4 protein-coding genes are annotated in these 6,945 nt (G+C 65.9%); 1 reads left to right on the top strand and 3 read right to left on the bottom strand.

Annotated elements, in window-relative coordinates:
• Positions 1 to 669: 669 nt before the first annotated feature.
• From ACFQB0_RS13985 to ACFQB0_RS13975, 3 genes are all read right to left on the bottom strand, one after another.
• The gene (locus ACFQB0_RS13985) at positions 670 to 1,503 is read right to left on the bottom strand and encodes an aldo/keto reductase (protein WP_386732795.1); all 834 of its coding nucleotides are present in this window, start codon (positions 1,501 to 1,503) and stop codon (positions 670 to 672) included.
• Positions 1,504 to 1,743: 240 nt separating this feature from the next.
• Complete coding sequence (locus tag ACFQB0_RS13980; protein WP_386732793.1) at positions 1,744 to 2,040, bottom strand: transcriptional regulator; 297 nt, start codon at positions 2,038 to 2,040, stop codon at positions 1,744 to 1,746.
• 4 nt (positions 2,041 to 2,044) lie between these two features.
• Positions 2,045 to 2,719 (bottom strand): hypothetical protein, encoded by a 675-nt coding sequence (locus tag ACFQB0_RS13975; RefSeq protein ID WP_386732791.1) that lies wholly within the window; start codon positions 2,717 to 2,719, stop codon positions 2,045 to 2,047.
• Between the two features lie 212 nt (positions 2,720 to 2,931).
• Between ACFQB0_RS13975 and hrpA the strand changes: the two genes are divergently transcribed.
• On the top strand, positions 2,932 to 6,894 hold the full coding sequence (hrpA, locus tag ACFQB0_RS13970) for an ATP-dependent RNA helicase HrpA (protein WP_386732789.1): 3,963 nt from the start codon (positions 2,932 to 2,934) through the stop codon (positions 6,892 to 6,894).
• Positions 6,895 to 6,945 lie beyond the last annotated feature (51 nt).

Raw genomic sequence — 6,945 nt, 5'->3', positions numbered from 1 at the left:
AAAAACCAGATCAAACACAAGAGACCAATTCGGCACATAACAATTGGCATATAACATTGTGCACGCTGTTAAGTTCTCAAAAATCAGACACACCCGGTTTTCCGCTTGTCTGCGTGCTACCCGGGGTGACTTCTCTGGTAATGCTCTCCGTTCCGCTCGCTCCCGGAAACCGGTTGCGATAGAACGTCATCAGAACAAGAAATAGCCCGAATCGCTTCGGCTTCTTCTCCTGGGATGGTCCCGCTTGAGGCCGGGAAGCTCTTCCGCTTTCCCGCACCTTTGGGGTGACAGGGGATTACATTACGCGGATCCCAGAAGTCGCGCAAACCGGTGCCGTCTCCCGGGCGTGTCGTGCCGACGCGACGGGCGCGAGCACCGCGAGAATCACCGGCAGCGAGCGGGATATCCCCGCGAACCGACATCACCACCGCCGTCCACGCGCACTGCAGAGAGGCCTTTGCGACGCGCCGCGCCGTCTTTCCTGAGAGTCCCCGCTCGGCCCTCACCCCGGCTTGGGGTGTGTCTCCCACGGTGCCGAAGGCGAGCGGAACGGACTCGATGGGATGCAGAACGGAAAGGGGGCGATAGCGAAGCTATCGACCCCGGTGACAACGCCGCAGACCACCGGAGTCCACCCAGCACAGCCGGTGCCGAGTCGAGACACACACCCTAGTCGACCTCCTCGGGATTCGCGCTCACGCGGCCCGCCCGCTCGAGACCGGTGAGGGCCGCGACCTCGGCGTCAGAAAGGGCGAAGTCGAAGACATCGAAGTTCTCGGCCATGCGCTCCCGCCGGTTCGATTTGGGGAAGACGATGTTGCCGGACTGCAGGTGCCAGCGGATGACCACCTGCGCCGAGGTCTTGCCGTGCGCGCTGGCCGGACCCGTCACCTCGGGCAGCTCGAGCAGTTCGTATTTGCCCTGGCCGAGCGGGCCCCACGCCTCGATGTTGATGCCGCGCTCTCTGCTGAACGCCGTCGTCGCCGGCTGCTGATGATAGGGGTGCAGTTCGATCTGATTGACCGCGGGCACGACATCCGCGTCGGCGAGGAGCCTCTCGAGATGCGGCACGAGAAAGTTCGAGACGCCGATGGACCGAGCACGCCCGGACTCGCGGATCTGCTCGAGTGTCTTCCAGCTTTCGACGTAGCGGTCCTTCGCCGGTGCCGGCCAGTGGATGAGATAAAGGTCGACATAGTCGAGTCCGAGCTTGTCGAGGCTGCGGTCGAAGGCATCGAAGGCGCTCTGGGTTCCCTGGTCGTCGTTCCAGAGCTTGGTCGTGACGAAGAGTTCATCACGGGCGATGCCGGAGTCCGCGAGCGCCTTGCCGACGCCGGCCTCGTTGTCGTAGATGCGGGCCGTGTCGATGTGGCGGTAGCCGACGTCGAGCGCGTCGCTCACGACCCGTTCGGTCTCGATCGGATCGACCTTGAACACACCGAAGCCGAGCTGCGGGATGGCGCGGCCGTCGTTGAGGGTGATGGTGGGCATCGGAATCGTCATGCTCTCATCCCACCACGGATGCCAACGCGCCGCGCCTGAGTACGCCAGGGTTTCGCTGCTCGCGTACACGGCGGTCGACGCCGCGCGGTGGCGAGGATCCAGGGCCGAATGTACTTCGACGTGCCGGCAGATCCGAGTCGGGTGCGGATGCCGCACCCCTTTAGCTATTACATCGGACGCCGTCGGCGGCGAGTTGCTCACCGAAGCGGCGACCCCCGTGATCGAAGCGGACGAGGACGGTCATGATGCTGTTCCTAGCAGCGCACGCAGCGCTTCCGTGTAGTCCTCGAAAGCCCGGCGTCCGGTGGTGGTGAGCGCGAGGTAGGTGACGGGCATGCGCCCTTGGTGGGTCTTCTCGACGTCGACGTAGCCGGCATCCTCGAGCCTACGAAGGTGTGTCGACAGGTTTCCCGCGGTCATGTCGAGCAGTTCCTGGAGGCGCGGGAAGGAGATGCGGTCGCCGCTCGCGATCGTGGCGAGGGTTGCGGTGATCTTCAGACGGGCGGCGGCGTGGATGACGGGGTCGAGTTCGTCCATGGCGTCACCTCCGGCCGGGTCGGGCGAGGACGAGAGCCGCGACGATGAAGGTTCCGCCGCCGGCGATCGCCATGACGAGGTTGTTCGTCGGGGCTCCGGCGAAGGAGCTGGACCCGCCGAGCGCGAGCATGACGAGGCCGATGACGAGCTGGCCCTTGTCGCGCCAGAGCGCTGCGCCGCCGAGGTAGAGGCTTCCACACACGAGGGCGTAGCCGGCGGGGAAGTAGAGGCTCGCGAGCTCGCTGGAGAGTCCTTGGGCGATGAGGCCCATGCCGAGCAGGGCGAAGGAGACGCCGCAGACGCTCCAGGAGAGGCCATAGACCATGCCCGCGAAACTCGAGACACCACGTACACCTCGGTTGATCCGGGAGCCGATGATCGCGGAGGCCACGATCGATGCGATGAGGAGAACGCCGAAGACGGTTCCACCCACCGCGAGAGGGATCGTGAACCACGGGTTGGCTCCATGGCCCGTCCACAGCGCGAGGAAGCCGACGAGCCAAGCGACGCCCCAGATGCCATAGAGCAGGGGAATGGGGCGGAGGAACTCACGGTCAACCTTGCGCTGCTGCTCCTCGATGAGGGCGAGCATCGCGCGGGCTTCGGCTTCGGCTTCGGCTTCGGCTTCGGCTTCGGCTTCGGCTTCGGCTTCGGCTTCGGGCAACTCATTTTCAATCATGGATACTTTGTAACACAAAGTACTTTGTATCAGCAACAATTTTGCCGTTGCCGATCGAGGCACGCTCCATTGCTTCTTCGCCGGCTGAACCTGATAACGGTCGAATAAGCCGAGGACTCCCGGACCAGAGCTACCATGGCGGCGCCCTCACGTGCCATGCTCCTCATCCGAACGTTCGGAGCGTCGCCTGCGACGGATACCATAGAAGGCTCATGTCCGAGACCTCCTCTCCCGCACCCATCGCGATCAGCTACCCTTCCGAGCTGCCCGTCAGCCAGATGCGGGATGAGATCGCGCACGCCGTCCGCGACCACCAGGTCGTGATCGTCGCCGGCGAGACCGGCTCGGGAAAGACGACGCAGTTGCCCAAGATCTGCCTCGAGCTCGGCCGTGAGAGCATCGGTCACACCCAGCCCAGGCGGCTGGCGGCGCGCACGATCGCGGAGCGCATCGCCGAAGAGCTCGGACAGGAGGTCGGAGGACTCGTCGGATACCAGGTGCGGTTCACCGACAGGGCGAGTGCCGACACCCGTATCAAGCTCATGACCGACGGCATCCTGCTCAACGAGATCCATCGTGACCGACTGCTGCGCCGCTACGACACGATCATCATCGACGAAGCGCACGAACGCAGCCTCAACATCGACTTCCTGCTCGGCTATCTGCGTCAGTTGCTGCCCCAGCGGCCGGATCTCAAGGTCATCGTGACCTCGGCCACGATCGATCCCGAGAGCTTCGCACGATATTTCGCGGATGCCGCAGGGGTGCCTGCCCCGATCGTCGAGGTCTCTGGCCGCACCTACCCCGTCGAGATCCGGTACCGCCCCCTCGTCGCCGAGGCCGGCGACGACTCCGAAGAGGCCGGCGACGACAACGCGACGAGCGACGACAGGGACTATCTCCAGGGCATTGTGGAGGCACTCGACGAGCTCGCCCGCGAGTCGAATGGCGACGTGCTCGTATTCCTCTCCGGCGAGAACGAGATCCGCGACGCCGAGGAGGCTGTACGCGGTCGATACGGCCTCGGTGGCGGCATGGGCGCAGGGGTCACCGAAGTGCTCCCCCTCTACGGCCGTCTGTCGTCGGCCGACCAGCACAGAGTCTTCCAACCGTCGAAGATCGCTGGTGTGCGCCGGCGCATCGTGCTCGCGACCAACGTGGCCGAGACGAGTCTCACCGTGCCCGGCATCAAGTACGTGGTGGATGCCGGAACAGCGCGCATCAGCCGCTACAGCGTGCGCTCCAAGGTGCAGCGCCTTCCGATCGAGGCGATCTCGCAGGCCTCAGCGAATCAGCGTTCCGGACGCTCGGGGCGCACGAGCGACGGGATCGCCATCCGCCTGTACTCCGAGGAGGACTTCGCGCGCCGGCCCGAATATACGGAACCCGAGATCCTGCGCACGAACTTGGCGGCGGTCATCCTGCAGATGATCTCCCTCGGCCTCGGGGACATCGCCGCCTTCCCCTTCCTCACACCTCCTGACCCGCGCGGCGTCAAGGACGGCCTGGATCTGCTGAACGAGCTGGGCGCGACGCACCGGGTCGAAAAAGATGGCGGAGCCGCGGTTCCCCGTCTGACCCGCATCGGGCACCAGCTCGCGAAACTGCCGATCGACCCGCGCTTCGGCCGCATGGTGGTCGAGTCGAAGACGCAGGGCGTGAGCAGGGACGTGCTCGCCATCGTCGCGGGCCTGACCATTCAGGATCCGCGCGAACGTCCACTCGAGAAGAGGCAGGCGGCCGACGAGAAACACGCGCGCTTCGCCGACCCGACGAGTGACTTCCTCACCCTGCTCGGCCTCTGGAACCACCTGGAGAAGCAACAGCGGGAACTGTCGAGCAGCGCGTTCAGACGCCTCTGCAAGGCCGAGTTCCTCAATTATCTGCGCGTGCGCGAGTGGCAGGAGGTCTACCGGCAGCTGCGCCAGCTCGCGAAGCCGCTCGGCCTGAACGTGATCGACGCAAAACCGGGCGACGAGTCCGAGCCAAACCCCGACGGCATCCATCGCGCTCTGCTCGCCGGATTGCTCAGCCACATCGGTCTCAGAGATATGACGCAGGCCACCGCGAACACCGGCGGGCGGGGCGCAGGAGCGGCAGCCCGTCGAGGCAAAGGCGAATACATCGGCGCGCGGCAGGCACGCTTCACGATCTTCCCCGGTTCGGCACTCGCCAAGAGGCAGCCGGCGGCTGTCATGAGCGCCGAGCTCGTCGAGACGAGTCGGCTGTTCGCCCGGATGAACGCCGCGATCGATCCAGCCTGGGCCGAGCCGCTCGCCGGCGAGCTGTGCAAACGCGCCTACAGTGAACCGCACTGGGAGAAGAGGCAGGGTGCTGTCGTCGCCTACGAGCGGGTGACCCTCTATGGCGTCCCTATCGTGGCGAAACGACGCATCCAGTTCGCCCGTATCGACCAATCCTATGCGCGAGAGCTGTTCATCCGGCACGCGCTCGTCGACGGCGAGTGGGAATCGCGGCAGACCTTCGATCGCGCCAACCGTGCGCTGCGCGCCGAACTCGCCGCGCTCGAGGAGCGCAGCCGGCGTCGCGACATCCTGTTCGACGACGAGGCGGTCTTCGACTTCTATCAGCGGCGCATTCCGGAAGAGGTGTTCTCGACTCGCACCTTCGAGGGTTGGTGGCGCCAGGCCAAGCACGAGACGCCCGAGCTGCTCACCATGACCGCTGAGGCACTTGTTCCGGATGACACCCCCGAGGTCGACGAGACCGTGTTCCCGCCATCCTGGCGGCAGGACGACCAGAGCCTCAGCCTCCACTACCGATTCGAGCCCGGCGCCGACGACGACGGCGTGACCGTGCAGGTGCCGCTCGTGCTGCTCGCTCAGTTGCGGCCAGACGGCTTCGACTGGCAAGTGCCGGGGCTACGCACCGAGCTCGTGACGGCGATGATCAAGGTCCTGCCCAAGGCGATCAGACGCAACGTCGTGCCGGCCGGCGACTGGGCGGCCAGGATCGCAGCGGAACTGCCCGATGAGCCGATCCCGGATCGCTCGCTCGCGGCGACCGTCGCCGCCATCATCCAGCGTCTGAGCTACACGACGGTGAGCGCTGCGGACTTCGAGCTCGATCGGATCCCCGCTCACCTGCGCCTGACTTTCCGGGTCGTCGACGAGCGCGGGCGGGCCATCGCCTCGAACAAGGACCTCGTCGCGCTCCAAGCGCAACTGGCCGATCGGGCACGGGAGGCCGTGGCGAGGACGTTCGCGAAGCCCGTCAGGGCGCCTACCGTCGAGGGCGCCGCCGGGGAACAGACAGGACCCGACGCGTCGCCAGGAGGTTCCGGCGGGTTCGAACGCGCCGGGATCACGAACTGGGACTTCGGGGAGCTTCCCCGTCACGTCGACACCCGTCAGGCCGACAACGTGATCCGCGCGTACCCGGCACTCGTCGACGACCGCGCGAGCGTGAGCATCCGGCTGCTGAGCACAGCGGAGGAGCAAACGCTTGCCATGCCAGACGGCATTCGTCGACTGCTCACTCTCGCGATTCCGTCGCCGGCGAACTACGTGCGGCAACATCTGACCGGAGCCGAGAAGCTCGCACTCGCGGCAAGCCCGTACCCCAGCACGCAGGCGCTTTTCGACGATTGTCTCGGCGCGTGCATCGATGACGTGCTCTACCGGGTGAGGCCCGACGGCTTGCTCTTCACCCGCGGTGAGTTCGAGACGGTTCGCGATCGGGTCTCGGGCGTCGTGATGGACTCGATGTTCGAGACCGTCGGGCTCGTCGCACGCACGCTCACGGCCGCGCGAGGAGCGGAGAAGGCCCTCAAGGCGGCGACCAGCATGGCACTGCTCCCCGCCCTCGGCGACGCACGACAGCAGCTCGAAGGGCTCGTCTACCCCGGTTTCGTCGGCGAGACCGGTCTCGAACGACTGCGCCAGCTTCCCCGCTACCTCGCTGGAATCGGAGTGCGCATCGCCAAGCTGCAGGAGAACCCCGGCCGGGACCGTGTGTGGATGACCGAGGTGCAGACGGCCACAGCGCGCTTCGATGAGGCGGGCGGATGCATCCCCCTGGTTCCGCATTCGAGGCCTCCCCTGATGCGCGCCCGCTGGATGCTCGAGGAACTGCGTATCAGCCTGTTCGCGCAGGAGCTACGAGCCGCTGAGTCCGTGTCCTTGCAGCGCATCACCAAGGTGCTCGCGAACTGACCACGCGAGAGTCGCCGTTTCCGACGAGTCGGCCCGGCACACCGGGCTCCC

The organism is Luethyella okanaganae, assembly GCF_042660285.1.
Lineage (GTDB): Bacteria > Actinomycetota > Actinomycetes > Actinomycetales > Microbacteriaceae > Luethyella > Luethyella okanaganae.
The sequence above is the reverse complement of the archived record's forward strand: the minus strand, read 5'-3'. Positions and strand labels throughout refer to the sequence as shown.

Bases quoted from the DNA above. Each gene is read 5' to 3' on its own strand.
- ACFQB0_RS13975 (WP_386732791.1), bottom strand. From the start codon at position 2,719: ATGATTGAAAATGAGTTGCCCGAAGCCGAAGCCGAAGCCGAAGCCGAA.
- ACFQB0_RS13985 (WP_386732795.1), bottom strand. From the start codon at position 1,503: ATGACGATTCCGATGCCCACCATCACCCTCAACGACGGCCGCGCCATC.
- ACFQB0_RS13980 (WP_386732793.1), bottom strand. From the start codon at position 2,040: ATGGACGAACTCGACCCCGTCATCCACGCCGCCGCCCGTCTGAAGATC.
- hrpA (WP_386732789.1), top strand. From the start codon at position 2,932: ATGTCCGAGACCTCCTCTCCCGCACCCATCGCGATCAGCTACCCTTCC.